Here is a 23,901-nt window from a genome sequence, read left to right on the forward strand (position 1 = left end):
TCGCGCGCCCGCCCGATTTTCGACTCATGTGAATGGGGACTTGCCATGTCGTACATCACCGGCCTCGGCATCGCGACGGCCGCTTTTCCCGACATCGCGTCGCTGCTGGACGTCGACTTCGCCGCGCGCGCGCCGCTCGCGCCGGCCGAGAAGCCCGGCGACTACGTGCGCGCCAACCTGCCGTTTCCGCTCGTGCAGCGCATGGCGCGCGAGGATCGTTCGCTGCTGAACCCGGGTTCGCGTCTCGCGCTGCAGGTGGCCGCCGAGGCGTTCGACGCGGCATCGGTCGGCCGGCCCTACACGGACGAAGAGCGCGAGCGGTTCGCGGTATTCACGGGGGTCGAGGGCGAGGACGCGACGATGGCCGTGCTCGCGCCGCTGCACGCGCGTCACGGCCTCGACGGCTGCGGCTACTTCGGCGAGGTCAAGGCGGACCTGAATCCGCTCGACATGCTGCGCCTGCTGACCACCAACGCGCTGTACCAGATATCGAAGCTGTTCGCGCTGCGCGGCGAAGGCTATCCGCTGCAGCGGATGTCGCTGACCAGCCTGTGCGCGCTCGAGGAAGCGCACCGGCAGATCGAGGGCGGCGCGATCGACCGGGCAGTCATCGCGGCCGTTGGCGACATGACGTCGGCCGACAACGTCGCGGCGTTCGAGAAGATGGGTCTGCTGCGCACGACGTCGCACCCGGTCGGCATCGTGCCCGCGTTCGGGGCGGTTGGCGCCGTCGTCGAACGCACGCCGCGCGACGGGTGCGCGCCTTGCGCGCAGGTGCTCGACGTGCATTCGCTGTACAAGCCCGACACGTCCGTGTCGAGCGCCGACTGGTCGAGGCTGTTCGCCCGCTTTCCCGGCGAGGCCGCGCTCGGCGTGCCGCACGTCGTGCTGTACCAGAACGGCGAGCCGTCGCTCGGTAAGGCGGAGCGCAATGCCGTGCAGCATGCGTGGCCGAATGCCGTCGTGCACGCGTACAAGCCGCATGTCGGCTATACCGGCCGGGCGAACAACCTGATCGACCTGGTCCTCGCGATCGCGGATCCGGCCATCCCGGTCGGCGCGCCCGTGCTGGTCAACGGCATTGGCGTGTCGTCGGGCCTCGGGGCGATCCTGGTACGCAAGCTGAGCGGGGTGGGGCGATGAAATCGCGATCGGACGCCATCGTCATCAGTGCATTCGGCGCCGTCACGCCGCTCGGCGGCAGCTACGACGAACTGCATGCCGCGCTGCGTGAAGGCCGCTCCGGCATCCGGAAGATCGAGAAATTCGATTGCTCGACCTATACGACCCAGCACGCGGGCGTTCCCGACGAAGGCAACGAGCGCGTGCGCTGGCCTTCGTCGCGACGGATCGCGACCGAACAGCTGTACGGCGATCTCGCCGCCGCGCGGCTGCTCGCGCAGGCGCCGTTCGTCGTGCGCGACTACGCGCCGGAGCGCATCGGCTGCCTGGTCGGCGTCGACGTGCCGGCCACCGACGTGCAGAGCGCGCTCGAGCTCGTCGAGAAGGTCAACGGCGACAAATCGCGCGACGCGCTGATCCGCGGGCTCGTGTCACACATGCGCATGAGCGAGTTCGTGAGCGGCGACGCAACCTCCGTGTTCGGCGCGATTCATCGCCACATTCCGTTCAGCGGCTGCGCGCTCGCGCACGTGGGCCTGTGCTCCGCGTCGCTGCAGGCGATCGGCATGGGCATGCTCGCGCTGCGCCAAGGGCGGGTGGACGCCGCCATCGTCGGCGGCGTGTCGGGCAAGGTCAATCCGCTCAATCTCGCGCGGCTCGAATCGCTCGACGTGATCTCGACCGACCTGAATCTCGATCCCCGGCACCGGTCGCGGCCGTTCGACGTGCGTCGCTCGGGCTTCGTGCTCGCGGAAGGCGCGGTGCTGTTCCTGATCGAGCGCGAATCGGCGGTGCGCGCCCGGGGCGATACGCCGCTCGCGCGCGTGGCCGGCTACGGGGCAAGCCTGGCCGCCGAGCACATCGTCATCCCGCATCTGCAGTCGCTCGAGATGCGGCTCGCGATGCAGCGTGCACTCGACGATGCGGGCTGCGTGCCGGCCGATATCGACTACGTCAACGCGCACGGGACATCGACGGTGCTCAACGACAAGCACGAATCGGAGGCGATCCGCGCGATCTTCCCGACGCGGCCCGGGATGCCCGTCACCGCCAACAAGTCGCAGCACGGCCACCTGATCGCGACGGCGGGCGCGATGGAAGTGCTGAACACGGCGATCGGGCTGCGGGAGCGCTTCATTCCGGCGACCATCAACCTCGACGAGCAGGCGCAGGAGTGCCCCGTCAACGTGGTGCGCGCCCCGACACCGAGCGATGCACGGCGCGTGCTCAAGAATTCGTTCGGCATGGGCGGCCTCGCGGCCTCCCTCGTGCTGGAAGGAGCGGCCGCATGAAGTTCGCGTCGCTGCTTGCACGGGACGCGAACTGGCAGATCGTGCTGCACGGGGCGCGCCTGACGGCGGAAGACCTGCGCGCGCGGCTCAGGGCTGCCCGGCGCGCGCTCGGTACGCTGGAGCCGCACCTGCGCGGGCGCGGTTGCCTGATCGCGGTCGGCTTCTCGGGGTTCGACTATTTCCTGTTCACGCTGCTCGCGTCGACGCTCGGCTGCCGGATCGTCCTGTGCGACCCGAAGATGCTGTCCGCCGCGCTGCGCCAGTACCGGCTCGATGCGCTCGCGGTCGTCGCGACGCGGTCGATCGCGTGCGACGGGCCGCCGGTCGTCGTGCTCGACCCGGCCATGGCCGATGCCGAAGCGTCCGCGCCCGATACGTTCGCGTGGGCCGACCCCGGCGCGCCGCGCGCGCAGATCGTCTTCATGACGTCGGGCACGACGAGCGCGCCGAAGCTGGTCGTCTACGACGAAGCGCAGCTCGTCGAGAATGCGCTGGCGGTCGGCCGCTATCTGGGCGTGCAGCCCGGCGACGGCGTGCTGTGCATGTTCCCCACGCACTACATGTACGGCTTCTCGACGATGATGAACGGCCTGCTGGCCGGCGCGACCGTCTGGCTCGAACGGGCGTCGCTGACCGCGCACGAGGTACTCGGCTACCTGGGCAGCGGCCGGATCCGCTTCGTGCCGCTGATCCGCAGCATTGCCGAGCGCGTGTGCGACCTGGCCGAGGCGACGCCGGGCATGCGGTTCGACGGAATCGTCGTGCTCAATGCATCCGACCGCATCTACGCGGCGCAGGTGCGCCGCCTGCTCGCGCTCGGCGCCTGCGTGTGGAACAACTTCGGCCAGACCGAATCGGGGCCGCGAATCTTCGCGCTGCCGCTCACGCCGGACGACCTGCCGCACGTCGATTCGTACTGCTTCGAAGGCGTCCTCGCGCCGGGCCGCCCGATCGATCCGCGCATCGAGCTGTCGATCGTCGACGCGCAGGGCCGGCCGTGCGCGCCCGGCGAGCCCGGCCATCTGCTTTACCGCACGCCGTATGCGATGCACGGCTATCTGCTGCCCGACGGCAGCCTGCGGCGGTTCACGACGCTGGAATCCGGCGACCTGGTGTTCCGCCGCGACGACGGCGTGGTGTTCTGGGTCGGCCGCCGGGACGAGACGGTCAAGTGCAACGGCCGGCTCATCAACGTCAGCCTGCTGCACCAGCATTTCGATGCGTTCGACGACATCGCGAAGAGCTATTTTCTCGCCGATCCGCAGACCGGCGCGCTGACGGTGTTCGTCGTGCCCGGCCTGACGCCGGCCGGCGCGGACGTGGATTTCAAGGCACGCATCCTGAGCCGCTACCGGGCCGCGTTCCCGCTGTATCCGCGCATCGCCGACGTGCTGTTCGTCGATGACCTTCCGGTCACGAGCACCGGCAAGATCTCATTGCGGCTCCTGCGCGAAAGCGCGTGACCGCGGCCTGAACCAGGAGCCCACGATGTCCGAGCGCACGACCCGCTTCGATTCCTCCGCCGTGAGCGAAGCGCTTTCGTACGATGCCCGCTATGCGCGTTTGCTGCCGGCGGGCGTGGCCAGCTACGCGGCTTTCCGCTCGCAGGTCACGATCGAGACGGCCGACGACCTGAAGCGGCGCGTGCTGGACCGCCTCGATCACGACGGTCTCGCCGGCGCGACGTTCTACACCACGTCGGGCACGAGCGGCGAGGTCAAGCTGCTGCTCAACGCACCGGCGCGCAAGCGGCCCGACACGACCTACGGCCGGGCGCTCGCGAACGCGCTGGCGGGCACGGCGATCGCGCCGACCGACCGGGTGGCGAACCTGTTTACCGCCGGCGGCTTTTCCACGCTGTACGACGGCGTGAACCGGCTGCTGGAAGCGATCGGCGCGAACGTACTCCCGATCGGGCGGCTGGACGCATACGGCGCCGATTTGCCCGCGATGCTGAACCTGATCGGCCGCGCCCGCCCCAACGTCCTGGTCGGCACGCCGACGAGCGTGCTGCAATGCCTGCGGCTGCTCGACGCGTACGGCGTCGATCTCGACGTGACGAAGATCCTCTACACCGGCGAGGCGTTCACGGAGCGCAAGCGCGCGATCGTGCAGCGGCGCTGGCGCGATGCCGCATTCTTCGGGCTGTACGGCGCGACCGAAACGGGCTTTCTCGGCTATCACACGCCGCGCTGCGCGGAAGGGCATTACCACGTGCTTGACGACTGGTTCTTTCTCGAAGAGGAGGACGGGCAACTCCTCGTGACGAGCCGCGCGAACCCTGGCCTCGCGATGCTGCGCTATCGGATCGGCGATCGCGTGCGCGTCGGGCCGTCGGTGCGCTGCACGTGCGGCGAGGGCGGCTCGGTCGTCGTGCTGCAGGGCCGGACCGATCAGCGCTTCAAGTTCGCGGGCAACCTGGTCAGCACCGAGCTGCTGGCGCAACGGCTGGCGGCGTGCGCCGGCCGTCCGCTCGATTGCCAGTTTCGCTTGGCCGTCGACACGCACGGGCGCGACTGCCTGACGGTCGCGCTGGATCTGGGCGACGACGAGCTCGCGCCGCTCGCGTCGCGGCTCGCGGGCGCGCTGCTCGAGATCGAGGACGTGCGCGAATGCATCGACAAGGGCGAGGGCCGCCTCGACGTGCTCGGTCGCGACGCCTTGCGCTTCTCCGCGCGCCAGAAGCTGCCGCGCCTGATCGACGAGAGGCATGCCCATGTCTGACGATCGCGCTACCGTCGCGTCTGCCGCGTCTGCCGCGACCTCGACGTCTGCCGCGTTGGCTTCGACGCGCGCGTCGCGGGCCGACCGCATGCGGCAGTTCGCGGCCGAAGTGCGTGCGACCTGGCTGATGCTCTATCCGATGGTGCTGTCGTCGATCTTCGGCTACTGCATGACGCTGTTCGACTATCGCTGGATTCGCGACCTGCCGGCGGAGGACATGGCGCTGCTCGCGCTCGTCAACGGCAGCGTGGCGACGTTCCTGTTCCTGCTCGGCAAGAGTTTCGAGGAGTCGTTCGTCGCGGTGTTCGCCAAGGCGCCGCGCGAGGACCAGGGCCGGCTGTTCGTGCAGAGCCTGGTGTTCGCGGGCGCGATCGGCGCGCTGGTCGTGCTGACGCTGATCGGCACGCGGGTGCCGCTGATGACGTTCATTTCCGGCGGCCATTTTCACGGCGAACGCATGTTCAGCTACTACGCGCTCGTGATCGGCAGCTTTCCGCTCACGCTGCTCAGCACCGCGCTTTCCGCGGCGATGCGCACGTACGGCGACACCAAGTCGCCCGCCCGCATCAGCATCGCATGCGGCGTGGTCAACAACATCCTCGATCCGCTGCTCGTGTTCGGGCTGTTCGGCCAGCATCCGTCGCTGCAGCTGTTCGGCCTCGCGCTGACCTCGTGGATCACCAAGAGCCTGTATCTTGGCTGGTGTGTCCGCTGCATCCGCCCGCGGCTGCGCCGCGAGCAGGTCGTGCTGCCGCGCCCCGGCGTGGAATGGCCGACGCAGCGCCGGCTGCTGCACATCTTCCTGCCCTCGGCCGCACTCGAGGCGCTGACCTTTCTCGCGAATACCGCCGTCTATTCGCTGATCGCCCGCTACGGCGTGCGCGCGATCGGTGGTTACGGCATCGGCTTCGAGCTGATGACGATCGGATTCATCCTCATCAAGGGCCTGAGCATGGTGTTCATGATCCGGATCGGCCATCTCGTGCGCAGCCGCGCGCCGTCCCGTGCGGCCCTGCAGTCGGTGATGCTGCTGGGCGTGCTGTTCACCGCGGCGATCAGCATCGCGTTCTTCCTGCTGCGCTCGCTCGCGCTGCGTTTTCTCGCGTCCGACGTCGGCGTGATCGCGGTTGCGACCGCGCTGCTCGACTACGTGCCGCTGTTCATTTTCAGCTATCTGCTGACGAACCTCGTGACGGGCTGCTTCCAGATTCTCGAACGCCCGGCGCGCGCGATGGCGCTCGGGCTGTTCTTTTCATGGATCGTCACCCCGGGTGCGATCTACTTCGGCGTCACGCACCATCTCGCGCTCACCCAGCTGTTCGCGCTGCTCGCGGGTGTGAGTGTCGTGCGCCAGGCCGTGTACCTGACGATTTTCCTGCGGCTCATGCGCAGGCTCGGCGCCGCGCCGGCCGCAGCTCCGGCCGGCGCGCGCCCCGCAGCCGGATGATTCCACGACCGTTGTACCCCTAGACCTCACGACTGGAGACCTGCATGCGTACCAACACCCCCGCCGAAGTCAACGCCGACACCTACGATCACTATGTCGACACGTTCACGCTCGAATGGAACCGCAATCTGGTGCAGCGCGTCGAGCACGAGCTCGCGCAGCGGCGCATCGCGTCGGGCAGCTTGCTCGATGTCGGCACCGGTACCGCGCGTACGCTGATCGAGCTGGCCCGCGTCCCGTCGCTCGCGCCGCTGGGCTTCGTCGGCGTCGACTACTACGACGACATGGTGCAGCGCGCCGAACAGAACGTGCGCGCGGAAGGGCTGGAAGGACGGATCGCGATCCGCGCCGGCGATGTCCACGCGCTGCCGTTCGACGACGGCACGTTCGTCGCGGTGATCGGTCGTTCGGTCGTGCATCACTGGGCCGACCCGGTCGGCGCGTACCGTGAGATCTTCCGCACGCTGGCGCCCGGCGGTTTCGCGCTGATTCACGAACCCTGCAGCGATCCGGCGCCGGAGGCGCTCGCGTTCTTCAATGAGCGGCGCGCGGCCGCGGGCGTTCATCCGGTTCATCTCGACGGCAAGTTCACGGTCGCGGAATCGGTCGGGCACCTGCATGAAGCCGGTATCGGCGAGCACGCCAGCGTATCGAAGGGGTCGGGGATGCTCGCGATCGGCTTCGAGGTGCTGATCGCGAAACCGGCAGAGCAGTAAGCGGAGCATTGCCGATGCGAACCGATCACGACCTGCCGGCGCCGGACGCCGCCCGTCCGCGCGCCGCACGCGACGAAGGCGAGATCGATGCGGTGTCGATCTCGCCCGACCGGCTGTCGGTACGCGGCGTCGATCTGCTGCAGCTGATCGAATCCGTCGATTTCACTGCCGCGATCCTGCACGTGCTCACGGGCCGGATGCCGGACGCGGGCGACGTGCGCGCCCTCGACCGCGCACTGGCGGCGCGGCTGGCCGACGACGGGCCGACCGACGACGGCCTGCTCGCCGCGCAACTGGCCCGCCGTCAGCGCCGGCCCGAGGTGTTCCTGGTCTCGGCGATCGCGGCCGGGCTGGCCGCCGGGCCGCAGGCGCGGCCGGTTGCGTGGCCCGACGCGTTGTCGGGCATCGGGCAGGACGACGACGTGGCGACGGGCCTGGGCATCGTCGCCGTATTGCCGCGCCTGCTGGCGGCGTGGCGCGCGGTGGACGACGAGGCGCCGGTTCGGCCTCGGCCGACGGACGCCGCGCGCGGTTTCAGCGCATCGGTGCTGGACTGCCTATGCGGCGGAGAATCGCGCGACGCACAGGCCCGACTGTTCGACGTGCTGCTGGTGGCGCTGCATGGCGGCTTCGGTCTCGTCGCGCCGACCATCGCACTGCCGCGCTTCTCGGCGAGCACCTACGCGAGCATCGACCTGAACCTGATCGCGGGCATGACGGGCAGCGGTTCCGCGCACGTGGGCGCGTGCAGCGACGCGACGCGGTTTTTCGCGAGCCTCGTCGGCCGGCCTTCCGCGGAGATTCGCGATCGCGTCGCGCAGCGCGTGCAGGTGGGCGACCGGATTCCCGGCTTCGGTCATCCGCTGCTCGAGTGCGATCCGCGGCCGGCCGCGCTCGAGCGCCACGCGGTGCGGCTGGGAGTCGACGGCGCGGCGTTCGATGCGTACCGGGCCGTATGCGGCGCGATGCAGGACCTGCGCGGACTGCCGCCGAACATCGACTCGGCCGCCGCGGCGATCCTGCTCGAACTGGGCGTGCCCGCCGTGCTGGCCACGCCGGTGTTCCTGTTTGCGCGGATGCCGACGATGCTCGCGCACGCGTTGCAGAAGCGGGCGCATCCGCCGTTCGGCCAGACCCGGCCGGTCGCGCGCGAACGCCTTGCCGCGCTGCCGAAGGCCTGGATCTGACGCCGGCTCGCCGGCGCCCCTCAACCCGAGATTGGATCGACACCGACATGCTGACCAACCTGCCGCTTGCACCGCATTGCGCGGCCAACGATACCCAGCACCGCATCGACTTCGTGAAGACGCAGATCCATCGCTGGATCGACGAGATGTTCGTCTCGCCCGACCGGCACGATCTGCGCGCGTGTTTCGCGAAGACGCTGCTGATCCGCAACTACCTGCTGTCTCCGGTGCTCGACGCGAACGAGACCGAGCGCTTCCTGCGCGACGCGACGGTGCGCGAGTACATGAAGCGCTTTCAGGCGCTGTCGCTCGACAACGAGGTCCGCTTCGAGCGGCAGATGAGCGACGTGCTGCGCGCCGGGCCGTCGAGCGAAGGGTTGCTGCTGATCATCAAGGAATACTACGCGGAGATCTACCGGCTGCTCGCGAGAACCGAGATCTTCCTGTCGGACATGTCTGCCGGCTCGACGGTGGCGATGGTCGGCTCCGGCGGGATGCCGCTGTCGCTCCTGTTCATGCAGTCGTTCAGCGGCGCCCGCATCGTTGGGCTGGATATCAGCGAGGAATCGCTCAGAACCGGCGAGCGGTTCGTCGATCACCTGTGCGCATCGCACCCGGCGCGTTATCGCCGAGCGGCGATTGAGATGGTTCACGCGGATGGCGCGGTGTACGACTACGGCGCATGCGACATTGTTATCCTGTCGATTCACATCGAGAACAAGGTGGAGATCGTCGAACGGATTATTGAGACGGCGCCGCGCGATCGCCGCGTGATCGTGATCGAGCGGCAGGTGCAGGGGCTCGGACAGTATTTCTATCCGAACTACGGGTTCGATTCGGCCGGACTGCCGCTCGTGAAGCTGGCCACGCTGTGCTCGTCGCTGCTGGTGAGCACGGCCTATCAGCTCGACTGGTAGGAGGGCGGGATGACGACGAGCGAGATTCGTTCCGGCGGAATCGGCCTGTTCCATGCGTGGGAGCGGCAGGTGCTCGCGCTGTACATGGACGCGTTTACGACGGGGCCATATGCCGGGCACTACCTGGACGAGGCGGCGGAGCGCGGCTGGATCTACGGACTGTTCACCAAGCATGCCGCGCGTTGCCATCTGTGGGCGGCCGGCGACACGCTGGCCGGTTTCCTGCTGTCCGCCGATGCGGGCTACGACCGCAAATTGCCGGTGTCGCTGCGCGCGACGCTCGGCGACGGGCCCGTAATGTCGATCGCCGAGCTGGCGGTTGCCCCGGACTGGCGTTCGCGCGGGCTCGGCGAGGCGCTGGTGCGGCACTGCGTCGGCGAGGCGGCGCCCGGCTATCGCGACATCATCGTGCGCAGCAACGGCAATGCGCTTGCGGCGCACCGACTCTACCGGCGGCTCGGGTTCGAGCCTTTCGGCTCGGTGCGGGTGCCGAACGAGATGAGCGAGATGCTCGGCGACGGGCGACGCGGCGTCGAGTGGGTCGACAAGCAGTATTTCCGCTATAAAGTGACTGGCGATGGCTGACCGCTAGGACCGGAGCAAAAAGAAGGACACGCAGCGATCTCTATCTGTCCACACACAAGGTTGTGGCAACTTGTCCGCATCCGAGCGGATACGGAAAAAGAGACAGGGGGCGACTTTGCTTGCGGTTCCGACCGGCACGCCGGCAAGGACGCCCAGTGGACGCCGGCGCCGGTTGGACGATTCGGCCCCCAATCGCTGCCGTATGCGCAAGCAGCGATCTTTATCACCGCAGCAGATAAACGTATCCGAATCGCTTCGTTGACGCGCGCCGGCACGCCCTCGTAGATTCGCGTTTTGACCGAATCAGGGGCCGTGCCGTGACGACTACCGCCATCCGCGACGCCGCAACGCTTTCCGCCGGGCATCCCGCCTTGCGGCCGGACGGCGCGGCGCAGCATTTCGACATCGTGCCGTTCGACGCGCCGCTCGGCGCCGAGGTAATCGGCCTCGACCTGTCGCAACCGGTCGGCGCCGACGATTTCGCGCGGATCCATCGCGCGCATCTCGATCACCATGTGCTGGTGTTTCGCGACCAGCGCATCACGCCGGACGAGCACATCGCGTTCAGCCGCCGCTTCGGCCCGCTGCAGATCCACGTGCTGCACCAGTTCGCGCTGGCCGACCACCCGGAAGTGCTGATCGTGTCGAACATCGTCGAGAACGGCAAACCGGTCGGGCTCGGCGACGCCGGCCATTTCTGGCATTCCGACCTGTCTTACAAGGAAAAGCCGAGCCTCGGCTCGCTGCTGCACGCGCAGGAATTGCCGGCGGAAGGCGGCGATACGCTGTTCGCGAACATGCATCTCGCGTGGGACACACTGCCGGCCCACCTGCGCCGCGCGGTGGAAGGGCTGCGCGCCGAGCATACGTATCTCGCGCGCTACGAGGAGCTGCGGGCGCGCAGCCCATGGCGGCCGAAGCTGTCGCACGAGCAGGTCGCGCAGGTTGCGGCGGTAGTCCACCCGGTCGTGCGCACGCATCCGGAAACCGGCCGCAAGGCGCTGTTCGTCAGCGAGCATTTCACGACGCGCATCGTCGGCTTGCCGGACGATGAAAGCCGCGCGCTGCTCGACGAACTGTTCGCGCACAGCGTCCGCGCCGAGCATCAGTACCGGCACCGGTGGCGCGAGCACGACCTCGTGTTCTGGGACAACCGTTCGCTGATGCATCTCGCCGCCGGCACGCCGGACCACCTGCGCCGCAAGCTGTACCGCACGACGATCGAAGGCGACGCGCCTTTCTGAGCCGCGCGCCGCGTCATTCATTCCCGCCCCATCCCGACCGGAGTCCCGATGTCGTTTTCGTTTTTGCCGGCGCGCCGCGCGCTGGCGGCCACGCTCACCGCCGCGCTCGCATTCGCGGGCACTGCCTTCCCGCAAGCCACGCATGCGGAGGGCCGCATCCGCATCGCCGAGCAGTTCGGCGTCGTCTACCTGATGCTGAACGTCGCGCGCGACCAGCGACTGATCGAAAAGGAAGGGCGCAAGGCCGGCCTCGACATCAAGGTCGACTGGGTGCGCCTGTCGGGCGGCGCGGCCGTGAACGACGCGCTGCTGTCGGGCGCGGTCGACGTCGCCGGTGCGGGCGTCGGGCCGTTGCTCACCGTGTGGGACCGCACGCGCGGCCGGCAGAACGTGAAGGGCGTCGCGTCGCTCGGCAATTTCCCGTACTACCTCGTCAGCAGCAACCCGAGCGTGAAGACGATCGCCGACCTGAGCGCGAAGGACCGCATCGCGGTGCCGGCAGTCGGCGTGTCGGTGCAGTCGCGCGTGCTGCAGTATGCGGCCGCGAAGCAGTGGGGCGACAAGCAGTTCGACAAGCTCGACGCGCTCACGCAGGCGATTCCGCACCCCGACGCGACCGCCGCGATTCTCGCGAACAGCAACGTGATCACCGGGCACTTCGGCAATCCGCCGTTCCAGGAGCAGGAACTCGCCGGCAACCCGAACGCGCACATCGTGTTGAATTCGTATGACGTGCTCGGCGGCCCGAGCTCCGCGACGGTGCTGTACGCGACGGAAAAATTCCGCGACGACAACCCGAAGACCTACCACGCGTTCGTCGCCGCGCTGGCCGACGCCGCGCGGCAGATCGCGGCCGATCCCGAGCGCGCGGCCGATACGTATATTCGCGTGAACGGGTCGAAGATCGATCGCGCATTGCTGCTGAAGATCCTGCGCAATCCGCAGGTGCAGTTCAAGACCGCGCCGCAGAACACGCTGCCGCTCGCGCAGTTCATGCATCGCACCGGCGCGATCCGCAACGAACCGAAATCGTGGCGCGACTACTTCTTCGACGATCCGGCGACTGCCGGCGGCAGTTGAACCGCACCGGCGCTTCGACGCCGCGATCGACGCTTATGCGTCGGCGCGGTTTCGATATGCGCAATCGATGGTTGGTCCGCGCCACGCGCGGCCGTATGTTGATGCTTTCCCCGCAAGAGTCCCGATCGTGAACGCCAATTCACTCCGAACCTGGCTGCCGCCGTATGCGTCGCGTCGCGGTGCGTCGTCCGCCGCTCAGGCCGCGCCCGCCACGCCTGTTGCCGGGCAGTCCGGTGTGGACGCCGCGCCGGCTGGTTCGCACAGCGAGCGCCTGCTGGCCATCGACCGCGTCAGCCTCGAATACCGGAGCGGCGCGCGGATCGTCCGCGCAACGCACCAGGTGAGCTTCGACGTGTACGGCAGCGATCGCTTCGTGCTGCTCGGCCCGTCGGGGTGCGGGAAGTCGACGCTGCTGAAGGCGATTGCCGGTTTCATCGAGCCCGTATCTGGTTCGATCGCACTCGACGGCAAACCCGTGCGCGGGCCGGGACCCGATCGCGTCGTGGTGTTCCAGGAGTTCGACCAGTTGCCGCCGTGGAAGACGGTCGTCGAGAACGTCGCGTTTCCGTTGCGCGTCGCCGCGAAACTGTCGCGTGCCGAGGCGCGCGAACGTGCGCTGCACTATCTCGACAAGGTCGGACTGAGTGCATTCGCCGACGCCTATCCGCACACGCTGTCGGGCGGCATGAAGCAGCGTGTCGCGATCGCGCGTGCACTCGCCATGCAGCCGCGCGTGCTGTTGATGGACGAACCGTTCGCCGCCCTCGATGCGCTCACGCGCCGCAAGATGCAGGAGGAACTGCTGCGGTTGTGGGACGAGTTCCGCTTCACGCTGCTGTTCGTCACGCATTCGATCGAGGAGGCGCTCGTCGTCGGCAACCGGATCCTGCTGCTGTCGCCGCATCCCGGCCGCGTACGCGCGGAACTCAACAGTCACGAACATTCGCTCGACAACGTCGATACCGGCGACTTCCGTGACAACGTCGCACGGATTCATCGCCTGCTGTTCGATACCGATGCGACGGGCGCGCCGGCGACGGAGGCAGCCGCATCATGAGCACGATCGATCCGTCCCTGACACCGCTGCCGCCCGTTCGCGCCGAGTACGAGCGCACGCTCGACACGCTGCCCGATGCCGAACGCGCGGCCCCGGCCCCGCTGGCGCGTCGCATCGTCGACGCCGGGTGGTTTCGTCGCAGCGTCATTGCGCTCGTCCTGGTCGCCGCATGGGAAATCGTCGCGCGCATCGTCGCGAACGACCTGCTCGTGCCGACCTTCGGCGCGACGCTGGCTGCATTCGTGCAGGGCATCGAGTCCGGCGAACTGCTCGTCAAGACCGGCATCTCGATGTCGGTACTGCTGCGCGGATATGCGCTCGGCGTGTTTTTCGCGTTCGTGCTGACGTCGCTCGCGGTGTCGACGCGCATCGGCCGCGACCTGTTGACGATGCTCACGTCGATGTTCAATCCGCTGCCGTCGATCGCGTTGCTGCCGATCGCGCTGTTGTGGTTCGGGCTCGGCACCGGCAGCCTGCTGTTCGTGCTCGTGCATGCAGTGCTGTGGCCGCTCGCGCTCAGCATGTACACGGGCTTCGCCGGCGTGCCGGCCACGCTGAAGATGGCCGGGCGCAACTACGGCCTCACGGGCCTGCGCCAGATCGCGCTGATCCTCGTGCCGGCCGCGCTGCCGTCGATCCTGTCGGGCCTGCGCGTCGGCTGGGCATTCGCGTGGCGCACGCTGATCGCGGCCGAGCTCGTGTTCGGCGCGAGCGCCGGGCAGGGCGGGCTCGGCTGGTACATCTTCCAGAACCGCAACGAGCTGTACACCGACCGCGTGTTCGCGGGTCTCGCGGCCGTCATCGTGATCGGCCTGCTCGTCGAGAACCTCGTGTTCGACACGCTCGAGCGCGTGACCGTGCGCCGCTGGGGCATCCAGCACTGACGCGGCCGCGATGCACGATCAATCCCGGCGCACGCATAACAAAAGCTGAAATCGGTTTTTCGCGCGCGCCGCATGCGTCCCTATACTTTGCGGTGCCGCGATCGCGCCACGCCGCGACGCTTCCGATCTTCTCGCACAAGGATTTGCCCGATGACTGCCCGTGATGCCGTCGATCCGCGCGATGCGTTACGCGACGCGCTCGCCACGCTGCCCGACGTCGCGAACGCGATCGGCCAGGATGCCGCGCAACGTGAAGCGCGCCGCGAACTGCCGTTCGAGGGCTTCGCGATCTTCCGGCGCTCGGCGCTGGGCGCGTTGCGGATTCCGGTGGAACGCGGCGGCCTCGGCGGCACGCTGGTCGATCTGTTCGACACGATCGCGACGCTGGCCGCCGCCGATTCGAATCTCGCGCACGCGCTGCGCATTCACTACGACCAGACCGAGACGCTGCGGCTCTCGCCGCGCACGCCGTTCAACGACGTGCAGCTCGAACGCGTGCTGGCCGGCGCGATCTTCGGCGGCGCGTCGACGGAACTCGGCACGTCGCGGCCGGGCGAGAACACGACCGTGCTGCGCCGCAACGGCGAGCACCATCGTGTGACGGGCCGCAAATACTATTCGACGGGCACCGCGTTTGCCGATTTCGCCCGCATCAACGTGGAAGACGAGCAGGGCGACGCGCTGGCCGTGATCATTCCCGTCGCGCGCGACGGCCTGCAGGTGCTCGACGACTGGGACGGGATGGGGCAGCGCATGACGGCGAGCGGCAGCCTGGTGCTGAACGACGTGCAGGTGTTCGCGGACGAAGTGGCGCCGCGTGACGGCTCGACGCTCGTCGGCCGTCATTGCGGCGCGCTGCGGCAGCTGCATCTCGTCGCGACGGGGGCGGGCATCGTGCGCAACGTGGTGGCCGATGCACGCCGCTACGTGCTCGAGCATGGGCGCCCGGCACTGCACAGCCCGGCGCCGACCGCACGCGACGATCATTTCGTCCAGCAGGTCGTCGGCGAGCTGTCCGCGCACAGTCACGCGATCGACGCGCTCGTGCGCGAAAACGCGCGGGCGCTCGATCGCTCCGCCGATGCGATCGAAGCAGGCGCTGCCGACGCGGATGCGCTCGTGCTCGACAGCGCGCTCGCGACCGCGCGCACGCAGCTGATCGTCAGCAAGCTCGCGCTGCATGCGGCCGAGCGGCTGTTCGAAGTCGGCGGCGCGTCGGCGACGGCGCGCTCACACAACTTCGACCGGCACTGGCGCAACCTGCGCACGATCTTCAGTCACAACCCGCTGCTGCACAAGGCGCGTGTGATCGGTGACTACACGCTGAACGGCGTGACGACGCACCTGACGGAAGGGCGCGTGTTCTGAGCGTGCCGCGGCAGGCATTCGCGGCGGGACTTCAGCGCCGCAAGCCGGCTTCGCGCAGCAGCGGCAGCACGCGCTCGCCGAAGAAGTCGAGATCGGGCCTGAAGTCGTAGAAGCTCAGCTGGATGCCGTCGATGCCGGCGCGGTGCAGCCGCACGATGGTGTCGGCGACTTCGTCGGGCGAGCCCGTGATCGAGATGTTGCCGCCGATCGCGCGTGCCGCGGCCTGCGAACGCTGGTCGAAGCCGCCGCGCCACGCATGCGCATCGCTGTCGAAGCGGTGGAAGCTGCCTTCGTCCGCATGCGCGACGATCGCGTCGCGGTACGCGCGCGCCTCCGCCGCCGTCTCGCGGCAGATCACGAGCGGATTGAGCAGCGTGCGGATCGTCCGGCCGTGTGCGGCGGCGGCCGCCTTCACGCGAGCGGTATGCGCGGGCAGCACGTCGATCGCGCGTTCGGCGTCGGGGCCGGCCGGGCTCGTGACGAACACGATGTCCGAATAGCGCGCCGCGAACTCGATGCCGGCGTCGGAGCCCGTGGCGTTGATCAGCAACGGGCGGCCGTAGCGCGGCTTCGGCGTCACGAATGCGCCGCCCAGGCGCCAGCTCGACAGCGCCGGCGTATAGCTGAAGTTGTCCGGTTGCGCCCACAACTGCTGGACCGCGTCGAGGAATTCGGCAGCCAGCTCGTAGCGGCGGTCGTGCTCGATCCGGTTCCAGCCGAACATCTCGTGTTCGATCGCGCGGTGGCCCGTCACGACGTTGACGCCCCAGCGCCCGCGCGAGATGTGATCGAGCGTTGCGGTGAATTTCGCGAAATGCAGCGGGTGCCACGGCCCGTAGAGCACGTGGCTCGTCGCGACGAGGATGATCCGCTCGGTGCGTGCGGTCAGCGCGGCCAGCGTCATGAACGAGTCGAGCGCCTGGCCATCGAACACGCCGCCGTAGCCGCCTTTCGGCAGCCATTGCGACAGCGCGAACACGAGATCGAAGCCGAGCGCCTCGGCACGTGCGACCAGGTCGGCGTTGTAGTCGAACGTCCAGTCGGTCGTGCGCGGCAACGTCGACGCACTCCATCCGCCGGCCTGGATCGGCAGGAACAGCCCGAGCATCAGCGGCTGCGCGAGCGCACGCGACACGGGGCTGTCGGGGAAATCCGCCGGCGAACGGACGTCGACGAACGGCGACGGCGCGAGCGGGGCGGCGAGGGATGGATCACTCATTACGGGTTCCTTGCTGAAAGGTGCGGCACGATTCATGCGACTGCGGTGCCCGATACGGTGGCAAGCGGAGCGGCGCGCGTCATAGCTTGCCCGGCCTCGGGTCGGGCACGAAGCCGTCGCGGTTCGGCATCTGCACATGCGGCAGCGTACGTGCGTCGAGCCGGGCGTCGCCGGGCACGATGCCGTTCAGGTGGAGAACATACGCGGTGACCGCATAGACGTCGTCCGCGCTCAGCGATTGCGGTGCGTTGTACGGCATCGCACGGCGAATGTAGTCGAACAGCGTCGTCGCGTAGGGCCAGTAGCTGCCGACCGTCTTTTTCGGCTTGACGTTCGCGAGCGAGCCGATGCCGCCGACGAGCGGATCGCCGACGCCGCCTTCTCCGCCGGCGCCGTGACACATCGCGCATTTGTCGGCGAACACGCGGCCGCCGCGCGCGACCGTGCCCGCGCCTGACGGCAAGCCGCTGCCGTCCGGCGCGACGTCGATGTCCCACGCGGCGAGCGCCGCGCGGTCGACTGGCTGCCCGAGGCCGAAGCCGGCGCCGAACGCGCTCGACGTCATCGCGCAGGCCGCCAGCAGGCAAGCGAGCGGCTTACGCATTGCGCACCTCGCCGTCCGCGCCGACGCGCCAGTTCTGGATGCCGTTGTAGTGGTACTGCGAGTTCAGGCCGCGCGCGGCGACGAGCGCGTCGCGGGTCGGCTGCACGTAGCCCGTCTCGTCGGTCGCGCGGCTTTGCAGGTCGGCCGGCTCGCCGCGCCACACCCAGTCGGCCTCGAAGCGCGTCAACGCACGGTCGCGTACGTCGCCGGCGAGCCGTGCGGGCCGCCACGTGCGACCACCGTCGGTCGATACGTCGACCGCGCGAATCCGGCCGCGGCCCGACCACGCGTAGCCGCTGATCGGGTAATAGCCGTGCGCGGCGAGTCGATGGCCGGCCGACGGCCGCGTGATGACCGACTTCGCGTCCATCTCGAACACGAACTGGCGCGCGCAGCCGTCGGGCAGCAGATTCGTGTATTTCGACGTTTCCTCGCGTGTCATCTCCGGCGCACGCACCAGCTTCAGCCGCCGCAGCCACTTGATGTTCGTGTTGCCTTCGAAACCCGGCACGATCAGCCGCACCGGGTAGCCGTTCTCCGGCCGCAGTCGTTCGCCGTTCTGCGCATAGACGACCAGCGCGCGCTCGAGGATCCGGTCGAGCGGCAGGCTGCGCGTCATCGCCGCGCCGTCCGCGCCTTCGGCGAGCAGCCAGCGTGCGTCGGCATCGACGCCCGTTTCATCGAGCAGCGTCGACAGCCGGACGCCGGTCCATTCGCAGCACGACAGCAGCCCGTGCGTGAACTGAACCGGCAGCCCGCTCGGGCCGTTCCATTCGCTGCCGGTATTGCCCGAGCATTCGAGGAAGTGGATCCGCGATTCGGACGGAAAACGCAGCAGGTCGTCCAACGTGAAGACGCGCGGCTCGCGCACGAGGCCGTGCACGACGATGCGATGACGCTGCGCATCGATGTCCGGTACGCCCGCGTGATGACGCTCGTAGACGAGCCCGTTCGGCGTGATGTCGCCGAACAGGTCGGCGAGCGGCGTCATCGACGAGCCGGAACCGGGTAGCACGGGCGAGCGCGCGCTGCGGCGGATCACGTCGCGCTCGTGCTGCCCCGGCATGCCGTACGGCGGCGACAACAGCGGCGCACCGGGCGCGCGCGTCCACGGCGGCACATCGAGCGGCTGGCTCGCGAGCGCACCGCCGGCAGGCAGCATCGCCGCCGCCCAGCCGCCGGCCAACTGGCGCAGTGCGGCGCGCCGGCCGCTTCGCGGTGCACGGGGAGGAAAGCGGGAATCGGTCATGGTCGAACGCAGGTTGCGCGCGGGAGCCGCGCGCAGGGAAACGAACATTCTCGGCAACCGGGCGCGGCGCGGCAAACAACGATTCCCGCTTTGCTTATCGTGCCTATTGCGCTGCGCCCGCTGCGCGTGCCGTCAGAACTTCACGCGCAGCCCGCTGACGAACGCGAGCTGGCGGTTCGTCGACGACGCACTGCCGATGTTCGAGATCGCCGCGATCTTGCGATAGCCGCCCGACGTGGCCGTGCTCGCATCGCCGGCCGCGAGCTGGTAAATGCCCGATACGTAGATATCGGTGCGCTTCGACAGCGCGTAGTCGAACCCGAGCGTGAACTGGTGCCAGCGCGGCTTCAGCGTCTGGCCGCCGGTGCCCGGCAGGCCGCTCGCGCGCCCGTCGGTGAACGTGTAGACGCCGATCAGCGTGGCGGCCGGCGTGACCTGGTAGCGCGCGTTCACGTCGTAGTTGTTGAACTTGCGCGACGAGCCGTCGACATAGTTGAGCTGCGTGTGGCTCCAGGCGAAGCCGAGCGTCGCGCGGCCGAGCGCGTAGTTCGCGCCGAGTGCACCGATCTGCTGCTTGAGCACGCCGCCGTTCAGCCCGTAGAAGAATGCGCCGCTGTAGTCGTTGCCGCTGGTCGAGGTCGCGCCGCCCACCGCGCCGCTCGTGTTCGACGTCGCGTTCGGGTGGTTGAATCGCACGTAGCCGCCGCCGACCGACAGCGGGCCGTTCACATAGTTCGCCGACGCGCCCCACGCGTTGTTGTTCGAGAAGCCGGTACCCGCGCCGCCGTTCGCTTGGTTGCTGAATGCATAGAGCAGGTCGGCCGTGAAGCCGGCGATCGTGTCGCTGCGGAATTTCACCGCGTTGTTCAGCCGGAAGCTCTGGTTCAGGTTGTCGTTGTCGCCCACGTGCGTGGCCGGCGACCAGAAGCCGGCGCCCGAGTACTGCGCGACGAGGTCGGTGATCGGCTCGTACTGGCGGCCGAACGTCAGCGTGCCGAGCCCCTTCTTGCCGAGGCCCACGTATGCGGAGCGGCCGAACAGGCGGCCGCCCTGGCCGAGCCCGCCGTCGCTCGGGCGGAACCCGCCTTCGAGCGTGAAGACCGCCTGCAGGTCGTCGCCGAGATCTTCCACACCTTTCAGGCCCCAGCGGCTGCCGCTCAGCTTGCCGCTCGTCTGCTGGATGTTGCTTGCGCCGCCCTGGTTGTTCGTATATGCGATGCCGGCGTCGACGACGCCGTACAACGTGACCGAACTCTGCGCGTACGCACTGACCGAACCGATCGAAACCAAACCCAGGACTACCGATTTTTTGATCATGACTATCCTCTGTTTTTTATGGGTACATCTGCGAGGATCACGATGCTATTGACGACAGGCGCGCCGACGAACGGTCGATCCGTGGTTTGCAAATCGCTGCGCGTCCGATTTGTAATGTGCGTTGCCGCCGCCCCGGCATGTCCGTCGCAATCGCGTCCGGCGCGCATGCTGCGGCGAATGCATCGATCGGACGGCGTACGCCGGGCGCCTCGAACCCGTGCACGCCGTCATATCGATCGATGAAATCGTTCGATGTCCGCATCACATGCGGCCACGCTCGCGATGTTTTTACGCAACGCCGCACTGTGCGGCGGACCACCGATGCGCTACGCGTGCCCGCATATCGATTCCGCAAAACGTTGGTAGGGCCGTCCGGCGCGTAACGGTAGAGTCTGGCATCCGGTCGCGGGCCGGCATGCGCCGGGAACCGCAGCGCACGCGTGTGCGCGTTCATCCCGGTTGGATGGATCAACGAATACAGGAGCCGTTTGACATGAGTCGCGATGTGCTGTTTCTGCTGGAACCGAGCTTTGCCGATCCGAAGCATCCGGGCCAACGCTTCGTCTGTCCGCACGGACTGTCGATCGAAGGGCTGCTGGCGAGCGCGCCCGATCGTGCCGGCCGCATCGATGTGAAACGCGTCGGCTTCGAGCGGCCGCGGCCCGCGGTAATCGCCGCGCTCGACGAGGCGCACCAGGGCCTGCCGGTCCTCGTACTCGGTCGCGACCAGCCGGCGCCGGACGATGCGCAGACGCTCGGCGACGTGCGCTTCGTCACCGACGCGCGCCGCATTCTCGAGCTGCTGGCCGAACGCCACGGATTTCCGGCGCTGCACTGACGCGACGATTCCAACGACTCATTCGATCGACAGGAGCATTCGATGTCGTCAATCTCGGTGGCACGCCGCCGCCTGCTGCTCGCCGGCGCTGCGGCCGCGGCGGCGCCCCTGGCCGGGAGGTCCGCATTCGCGGCACCGGCCGTCAACACCGATCTCGCCGGCACGACGTTGCGCGTCGCGACCTACAAAGGTGGCTGGCGTGCGCTGCTGCAGGCGGCCGGGCTCGGCGATACGCCGTACCGGATCGACTGGCGCGAACTGAACAATGGCGTGCTGCATATCGAGGCGCTGAATGCAGACGCGCTCGATATCGGTTCGGGTAGCGAAATACCCGCGGTATTCGCCGCGCGCCAGAAAGCCAATGTGCGGTTCATTTCGCGAGTGCGCGAAGACCTGAACAACCAGGTCACGCTCGCGCGCAGGGACACGCCGATCCGCACCATCGCGGACCTGAAGGGCAAGCGCGTCGGTTACGTGCGCGCGACGACGTCGCACTATTTCCTGTATCGCCAGCTGACGGAGGCCGGCCTCGGTTTCGACGACATCCAGCCGATCAACCTGTCGCCGACCGATGGGCTGTCCGCATACGATCGCGGCGACATCGACGCGTGGGCGATCTACGGCTACAACGGCCAGCTCGCACGCAATCGCTACGGCGCGCGCGTGCTGAAGACGGGGAAGGGCTATCTGTCGGGCAATTTCCCCGTGTACGCGAATCCCCGCACGCTCGACGACGCGCGCCGCCGGGCGGCCACCGCCGATCTGCTGCTGCGGTTCCGGCACGCGTATGCATGGGCAAACGGGCATTTCCGCGACTACGCACTCGCGCAGAACCGCGAGACGCGCGTGCCGGTGGCCGATCTCGTCACGATGTTCGACCAGCGCAGCGAGGACTTTGCGCTACTGCCGGTGACACCCGACGTGGTCGCGCAGCATCAACAGGTCGCGGATGTGTTCGCGCGGATCGGCGTGCTTGACGGGCCGGCCAACGTCGCGCCGTTGTGGGATACGTCGTTCAATTCGGTGGTTGCGGCAGGGTAAGCCGGTGCCGCAGGACGATGCCCCCGTGAACGGGGCGATGCTTCAGGCTCGACGCGGACAGTGCCGAGCGATACGGCCTGGCGGGATCATGAGAACGTCGTCGCGACCATGATGCCGAATACCAGCCCGAGCGCGATTCCGCTGAGCCGGCCGTAAATCGATGCACGAACATTGTCGTCGAGCACGAAAGGCGAGCGCTTGTGCTTCCAGATCGTGCTGAATGCCACCGGGCGAGTGAGCAGCGCGATGCATGCGATCAGCACGGGCGTGGCGACGAGCATCGCGATGCGTTGCCCGTTCCAGTCGACACCGTGCATCGCCAGCGAAACCAGCGCGGCGAGCGGCACCTCGACGCACAGGCCGAGCAACGAGCCGCTGACGAATGAATCTCCCGGGGACTGGAACATGATCGGTCCTGGCGTGCGAATGAAATCGGCGCCCGGCTCGGGCGCCCGAAAGAAAATACCGTGGCCGTTGCCTGCGGCCGGTCGACCGTGCTCGGCATCAGCGAGGATGACGGCCGGATGTTAAGGCAAATTGCCGGCCGGTTGTCGGTCATTCAAGCTATTTAACAAATGTTCGGCCGAGTGGCGTGCTTTTATGCCACATCGGGACCCCGCGCCGTGGTAATAATCGAACATCGCGGGCAAACAGAAAATCACGCGGGGATAAATTGATCGGCGACCAAATCGGGCTCGACAGTGCATACAACGCCTACCTCCGGGAAAAATCCGCAAGCGCCGGACTCGCGCTGAGCCGCGCGCTCAGACTCTCGGGTCACGCGGAGGAAGCAATCCGCGTCGTGAAAGAGCTCGCGGAACGAGTCGAAGAACCATTCTTGCGCGCGCAGATCGGCATCGACATGAACTATCTCGGCCTCTTTGCGCAGGCCGAAACGCTGCTGACTCGGGCACTCACCGAGCTTCACCACGAACCGGACCTCAGGGTCCTGAGGGTTGAGCTCGCGATCTCGCAATACGCTCAAGGTCGCTTTCGTGAAGCCCATGCCCTGAGTCGACGGCTACGCGATGCATGGGGGCGGGCCGCCATCGTTTCGAATATCTATCCAGGCAATACCATCGAGTACGAGAAGGTCGTCGGCAAGTTGCTGCGATTCGACGAATCGGTCGCGGGCAAGCGTGTCCTCATCATTCAGGAAGGCGGACTGGGTGACGTGATCATGTTTTCCCGGTACTTGCACCTCTTGCGGGATGAAGGCGCGCTGGCTGTCGTCTTGCAGGCACCGGACACGCTGGCGCCGGTTTTTTCCGCCGTGGACTGGATCACGATCGTTGCGGACGCCCGCAGTGCCATTGACCAGAGTGATTGCATCATCTGTACCTTCGACCTCTTTGCCCGATATCAGACGACGCCATACTTCCCGGGCTACAGCGGTTCGTACGTGCAGGCGCCGGCCGGACGAGCATTGCCGCCCCGTATTGCCGACACTTTCAGGAATCGACGCCAGGGGGTTCGCGAGATCGGCCTGATCTGGCGCAGCAACACCGCGGTGCGCCACGAACCGTACCGATCCATTTCGCTGGAGCAACTTTCGCCATTGTTCAGCGCGCCGGGGAGCCGCTTCCACGCGCTGCAGTTCGGCCAGCTTACCGACAATGAACATGCAGTGCTCAATAAGCACGGCATTAGCGTCATTAGTGACGAGTTGAGCGATCTCGGCGACACCGCCGTCGTCTTCAATGCGCTGGATCTATTGATTACGGTGGATACCGGACCGGCCCACCTCGCTGGCGCACTCGGCCGGCCGGTATGGGTGTTGCTGTCGGCTGCCTGCGATGAGCGCTGGTACAACAGCCATCGTGATACGCCGTGGTACAGGTCCATGCAGTTGTATCGACAAGCCACATTGGGCGATTGGAGCAAACCGATATCGGAGATGGCAGATGCGTTGTCTGGCAACGATGCGATCTGGTAGGCGCGGTCGCTTTCGGCCGTATCGAGCGTGTAGACGCCATGCGCCGGTTCGTCGACGTTGCCAACCATTCGTAG

The 23,901-nt window shown here is 67.7% G+C and carries 22 protein-coding genes; 17 read left to right on the top strand and 5 right to left on the bottom strand.

Annotation, left to right across the window (positions count from 1 at the left end):
• The first annotated feature begins 45 nt into the window (after window positions 1-45).
• From U5798_RS01285 to U5798_RS01350, 14 genes are all read left to right on the top strand, one after another.
• Window positions 46-1,143, top strand: coding sequence for a beta-ketoacyl synthase N-terminal-like domain-containing protein (locus tag U5798_RS01285; protein ID WP_124452688.1), 1,098 nt, complete (start codon window positions 46-48; stop codon window positions 1,141-1,143).
• The gene (locus U5798_RS01290; RefSeq protein ID WP_322080914.1) at window positions 1,140-2,414 is read left to right on the top strand and encodes a beta-ketoacyl-[acyl-carrier-protein] synthase family protein; all 1,275 of its coding nucleotides are present in this window, start codon (window positions 1,140-1,142) and stop codon (window positions 2,412-2,414) included. Before U5798_RS01285 ends, U5798_RS01290 begins: the two co-directional genes overlap by 4 nt.
• Window positions 2,411-3,877, top strand: a complete 1,467-nt coding sequence (locus tag U5798_RS01295) for a class I adenylate-forming enzyme family protein (RefSeq protein ID WP_322080915.1) — start codon at window positions 2,411-2,413, stop codon at window positions 3,875-3,877. Before U5798_RS01290 ends, U5798_RS01295 begins: the two co-directional genes overlap by 4 nt.
• A 25-nt stretch (window positions 3,878-3,902) precedes the next feature.
• On the top strand, window positions 3,903-5,138 hold the full coding sequence (locus U5798_RS01300; RefSeq protein ID WP_322080916.1) for a hypothetical protein: 1,236 nt from the start codon (window positions 3,903-3,905) through the stop codon (window positions 5,136-5,138).
• Window positions 5,131-6,585, top strand: coding sequence for an MATE family efflux transporter (locus tag U5798_RS01305; protein ID WP_322080917.1), 1,455 nt, complete (start codon window positions 5,131-5,133; stop codon window positions 6,583-6,585). Before U5798_RS01300 ends, U5798_RS01305 begins: the two co-directional genes overlap by 8 nt.
• A gap of 44 nt (window positions 6,586-6,629) precedes the next feature.
• Complete coding sequence (locus tag U5798_RS01310; RefSeq protein ID WP_322080918.1) at window positions 6,630-7,301, top strand: class I SAM-dependent methyltransferase; 672 nt, start codon at window positions 6,630-6,632, stop codon at window positions 7,299-7,301.
• A 14-nt stretch (window positions 7,302-7,315) separates the two neighbouring features.
• Window positions 7,316-8,488, top strand: coding sequence for a citrate/2-methylcitrate synthase (locus U5798_RS01315; protein WP_124452698.1), 1,173 nt, complete (start codon window positions 7,316-7,318; stop codon window positions 8,486-8,488).
• Window positions 8,489-8,535: 47 nt separating this feature from the next.
• On the top strand, window positions 8,536-9,405 hold the full coding sequence (locus U5798_RS01320; protein WP_124452700.1) for a nicotianamine synthase family protein: 870 nt from the start codon (window positions 8,536-8,538) through the stop codon (window positions 9,403-9,405).
• A 9-nt stretch (window positions 9,406-9,414) separates the two neighbouring features.
• Entirely contained in the window at window positions 9,415-9,990 is a 576-nt protein-coding gene (locus tag U5798_RS01325) for a GNAT family N-acetyltransferase (RefSeq protein ID WP_124452702.1), read from the top strand.
• Between the two features lie 317 nt (window positions 9,991-10,307).
• Window positions 10,308-11,234, top strand: a complete 927-nt coding sequence (locus U5798_RS01330) for a TauD/TfdA dioxygenase family protein (RefSeq protein WP_124452704.1) — start codon at window positions 10,308-10,310, stop codon at window positions 11,232-11,234.
• Between the two features lie 48 nt (window positions 11,235-11,282).
• Window positions 11,283-12,314 (top strand): ABC transporter substrate-binding protein, encoded by a 1,032-nt coding sequence (locus U5798_RS01335; RefSeq protein ID WP_124452706.1) that lies wholly within the window; start codon window positions 11,283-11,285, stop codon window positions 12,312-12,314.
• A gap of 67 nt (window positions 12,315-12,381) precedes the next feature.
• Window positions 12,382-13,371 (top strand): ABC transporter ATP-binding protein, encoded by a 990-nt coding sequence (locus U5798_RS01340; RefSeq protein WP_322080919.1) that lies wholly within the window; start codon window positions 12,382-12,384, stop codon window positions 13,369-13,371.
• Window positions 13,368-14,255: an ABC transporter permease gene (locus U5798_RS01345; protein ID WP_124452710.1), complete on the top strand. Its 888-nt coding sequence runs from the start codon at window positions 13,368-13,370 to the stop codon at window positions 14,253-14,255. The genes U5798_RS01340 and U5798_RS01345 overlap by 4 nt, the downstream gene beginning before the upstream one ends.
• Before the next feature lie 150 nt (window positions 14,256-14,405).
• Entirely contained in the window at window positions 14,406-15,623 is a 1,218-nt protein-coding gene (locus U5798_RS01350; RefSeq protein ID WP_322080920.1) for an acyl-CoA dehydrogenase family protein, read from the top strand.
• Between the two features lie 31 nt (window positions 15,624-15,654).
• Here U5798_RS01350 and U5798_RS01355 read toward each other — a convergent pair whose 3' ends face one another.
• The 4 genes from U5798_RS01355 to U5798_RS01370 all read right to left on the bottom strand — a co-directional run bounded on the left by U5798_RS01355 (window position 15,655) and on the right by U5798_RS01370 (window position 20,012).
• A complete protein-coding gene (locus U5798_RS01355; RefSeq protein ID WP_124452714.1) occupies window positions 15,655-16,842 on the bottom strand; it encodes an LLM class flavin-dependent oxidoreductase in 1,188 nt (395 codons plus the stop codon).
• 79 nt (window positions 16,843-16,921) lie between these two features.
• Window positions 16,922-17,446 carry a c-type cytochrome gene (locus U5798_RS01360; RefSeq protein WP_124452716.1) on the bottom strand — a complete coding sequence of 175 codons (525 nt, stop codon included), beginning with the start codon at window positions 17,444-17,446 and terminating at the stop codon, window positions 16,922-16,924.
• On the bottom strand, window positions 17,439-18,695 hold the full coding sequence (gene soxC / locus U5798_RS01365; RefSeq protein WP_124452799.1) for a sulfite dehydrogenase: 1,257 nt from the start codon (window positions 18,693-18,695) through the stop codon (window positions 17,439-17,441). Before soxC ends, U5798_RS01360 begins: the two co-directional genes overlap by 8 nt.
• A gap of 132 nt (window positions 18,696-18,827) precedes the next feature.
• Complete coding sequence (locus U5798_RS01370; protein ID WP_322080921.1) at window positions 18,828-20,012, bottom strand: porin; 1,185 nt, start codon at window positions 20,010-20,012, stop codon at window positions 18,828-18,830.
• Window positions 20,013-20,505: 493 nt separating this feature from the next.
• On the opposite strand from U5798_RS01370, the gene U5798_RS01375 reads away from it, so the two are divergent.
• Complete coding sequence (locus U5798_RS01375; RefSeq protein ID WP_322080922.1) at window positions 20,506-20,850, top strand: DUF3088 domain-containing protein; 345 nt, start codon at window positions 20,506-20,508, stop codon at window positions 20,848-20,850.
• 42 nt (window positions 20,851-20,892) lie between these two features.
• A complete protein-coding gene (locus U5798_RS01380) occupies window positions 20,893-21,891 on the top strand; it encodes an ABC transporter substrate-binding protein (protein ID WP_322080923.1) in 999 nt (332 codons plus the stop codon).
• A gap of 86 nt (window positions 21,892-21,977) precedes the next feature.
• Here the strand turns inward: U5798_RS01380 and U5798_RS01385 are convergent, their stop codons facing one another.
• The gene (locus U5798_RS01385; RefSeq protein ID WP_124452724.1) at window positions 21,978-22,298 is read right to left on the bottom strand and encodes a hypothetical protein; all 321 of its coding nucleotides are present in this window, start codon (window positions 22,296-22,298) and stop codon (window positions 21,978-21,980) included.
• A 266-nt stretch (window positions 22,299-22,564) separates the two neighbouring features.
• On the opposite strand from U5798_RS01385, the gene U5798_RS01390 reads away from it, so the two are divergent.
• Complete coding sequence (locus U5798_RS01390) at window positions 22,565-23,827, top strand: glycosyltransferase family 9 protein (protein WP_124452726.1); 1,263 nt, start codon at window positions 22,565-22,567, stop codon at window positions 23,825-23,827.
• Window positions 23,828-23,901 lie beyond the last annotated feature (74 nt).

This window comes from Burkholderia sp. BCC1972, assembly GCF_905339605.1.
GTDB lineage: Bacteria > Pseudomonadota > Gammaproteobacteria > Burkholderiales > Burkholderiaceae > Burkholderia.

Bases quoted from the DNA above. Each gene is read 5' to 3' on its own strand.
- U5798_RS01300 (WP_322080916.1), top strand. From the start codon at position 3,903: ATGTCCGAGCGCACGACCCGCTTCGATTCCTCCGCCGTGAGCGAAGCG.
- U5798_RS01370 (WP_322080921.1), bottom strand. From the start codon at position 20,012: ATGATCAAAAAATCGGTAGTCCTGGGTTTGGTTTCGATCGGTTCGGTC.
- soxC (WP_124452799.1), bottom strand. From the start codon at position 18,695: ATGACCGATTCCCGCTTTCCTCCCCGTGCACCGCGAAGCGGCCGGCGC.
- U5798_RS01380 (WP_322080923.1), top strand. From the start codon at position 20,893: ATGTCGTCAATCTCGGTGGCACGCCGCCGCCTGCTGCTCGCCGGCGCT.
- U5798_RS01310 (WP_322080918.1), top strand. From the start codon at position 6,630: ATGCGTACCAACACCCCCGCCGAAGTCAACGCCGACACCTACGATCAC.
- U5798_RS01335 (WP_124452706.1), top strand. From the start codon at position 11,283: ATGTCGTTTTCGTTTTTGCCGGCGCGCCGCGCGCTGGCGGCCACGCTC.
- U5798_RS01345 (WP_124452710.1), top strand. From the start codon at position 13,368: ATGAGCACGATCGATCCGTCCCTGACACCGCTGCCGCCCGTTCGCGCC.
- U5798_RS01350 (WP_322080920.1), top strand. From the start codon at position 14,406: ATGACTGCCCGTGATGCCGTCGATCCGCGCGATGCGTTACGCGACGCG.
- U5798_RS01325 (WP_124452702.1), top strand. From the start codon at position 9,415: ATGACGACGAGCGAGATTCGTTCCGGCGGAATCGGCCTGTTCCATGCG.
- U5798_RS01295 (WP_322080915.1), top strand. From the start codon at position 2,411: ATGAAGTTCGCGTCGCTGCTTGCACGGGACGCGAACTGGCAGATCGTG.
- U5798_RS01360 (WP_124452716.1), bottom strand. From the start codon at position 17,446: ATGCGTAAGCCGCTCGCTTGCCTGCTGGCGGCCTGCGCGATGACGTCG.
- U5798_RS01320 (WP_124452700.1), top strand. From the start codon at position 8,536: ATGCTGACCAACCTGCCGCTTGCACCGCATTGCGCGGCCAACGATACC.
- U5798_RS01290 (WP_322080914.1), top strand. From the start codon at position 1,140: ATGAAATCGCGATCGGACGCCATCGTCATCAGTGCATTCGGCGCCGTC.
- U5798_RS01285 (WP_124452688.1), top strand. From the start codon at position 46: ATGTCGTACATCACCGGCCTCGGCATCGCGACGGCCGCTTTTCCCGAC.
- U5798_RS01315 (WP_124452698.1), top strand. From the start codon at position 7,316: ATGCGAACCGATCACGACCTGCCGGCGCCGGACGCCGCCCGTCCGCGC.
- U5798_RS01355 (WP_124452714.1), bottom strand. From the start codon at position 16,842: ATGAGTGATCCATCCCTCGCCGCCCCGCTCGCGCCGTCGCCGTTCGTC.
- U5798_RS01385 (WP_124452724.1), bottom strand. From the start codon at position 22,298: ATGTTCCAGTCCCCGGGAGATTCATTCGTCAGCGGCTCGTTGCTCGGC.
- U5798_RS01375 (WP_322080922.1), top strand. From the start codon at position 20,506: ATGAGTCGCGATGTGCTGTTTCTGCTGGAACCGAGCTTTGCCGATCCG.
- U5798_RS01340 (WP_322080919.1), top strand. From the start codon at position 12,382: ATGGTTGGTCCGCGCCACGCGCGGCCGTATGTTGATGCTTTCCCCGCA.
- U5798_RS01305 (WP_322080917.1), top strand. From the start codon at position 5,131: ATGTCTGACGATCGCGCTACCGTCGCGTCTGCCGCGTCTGCCGCGACC.